The organism is Streptomyces sp. NPDC088387, from assembly GCF_044753385.1.
Classification (GTDB): domain Bacteria; phylum Actinomycetota; class Actinomycetes; order Streptomycetales; family Streptomycetaceae; genus Streptomyces.
Genome location: NZ_JBIVNC010000033.1, coordinates 1,638 through 2,978, shown reverse-complemented (window position 1 = coordinate 2,978; position 1,341 = coordinate 1,638). Strand labels below are relative to the sequence as shown.

The 1,341-nt window shown below is 56.6% G+C and carries 1 rRNA gene (cut by a window edge); it reads right to left on the bottom strand.

Annotation, left to right across the window (positions count from 1 at the left end):
- A 23S ribosomal RNA gene (locus ACIQAC_RS40720) occupies window positions 1–1,277 on the bottom strand; it reaches 1,269 nt to the left of the window's first position.
- Window positions 1,278–1,341 lie beyond the last annotated feature (64 nt).

Below are 1,341 nucleotides of genomic sequence, written 5' to 3'. Positions count from 1 at the left end.
GTATGAATGACACGACTTCGGCGGTACGCTTGAGCCCCGCTACATTGTCGGCGCGGAATCACTAGACCAGTGAGCTATTACGCACTCTTTCAAGGGTGGCTGCTTCTAAGCCAACCTCCTGGTTGTCTCTGCGACTCCACATCCTTTCCCACTTAGCGTACGCTTAGGGGCCTTAGTCGATGCTCTGGGCTGTTTCCCTCTCGACCATGGAGCTTATCCCCCACAGTCTCACTGCCGCGCTCTCACTTACCGGCATTCGGAGTTTGGCTAAGGTCAGTAACCCGGTAGGGCCCATCGCCTATCCAGTGCTCTACCTCCGGCAAGAAACACACGACGCTGCACCTAAATGCATTTCGGGGAGAACCAGCTATCACGGAGTTTGATTGGCCTTTCACCCCTAACCACAGGTCATCCCCCAGGTTTTCAACCCTGGTGGGTTCGGTCCTCCACGAAGTCTTACCTCCGCTTCAACCTGCCCATGGCTAGATCACTCCGCTTCGGGTCTTGAGCATGCTACTAAAACGCCCTCTTCGGACTCGCTTTCGCTACGGCTACCCCACCCGGGTTAACCTCGCAACACACCGCAAACTCGCAGGCTCATTCTTCAAAAGGCACGCAGTCACGACTGCATGTGCAAGCACACACAGCGACGCTCCCACGGCTTGTAGGCACACGGTTTCAGGTACTATTTCACTCCGCTCCCGCGGTACTTTTCACCATTCCCTCACGGTACTATCCGCTATCGGTCACCAGGGAATATTTAGGCTTAGCGGGTGGTCCCGCCAGATTCACACGGGATTTCTCGGGCCCCGTGCTACTTGGGTGTCTCTCAAACAAGTCGCTGACATTTCGACTACGGGGGTCTTACCCTCTACGCCGGACCTTTCGCATGTCCTTCGCCTACATCAACGATTTCTGACTCGTCTCACGGCCGGCAGACCGTAAAAGAGAGATCCCACAACCCCGTATACGCAACCCCTGCCGGGTCTCACACGCATACGGTTTGGCCTCATCCAGTTTCGCTCGCCACTACTCCCGGAATCACGGTTGTTTTCTCTTCCTGCGGGTACTGAGATGTTTCACTTCCCCGCGTTCCCTCCACACTGCCTATGTGTTCAGCAGCGGGTGACAGCCCATGACGACTGCCGGGTTTCCCCATTCGGAAACCCCCGGATCAAAGCCTGGTTGACGACTCCCCGGGGACTATCGTGGCCTCCCACGTCCTTCATCGGTTCCTGGTGCCAAGGCATCCACCGTGCGCCCTTAAAAACTTGGCCACAGATGCTCGCGTCCACTGTGCAGTTCTCAAACAACGACCAACCACCCACCACCCCGAACCAT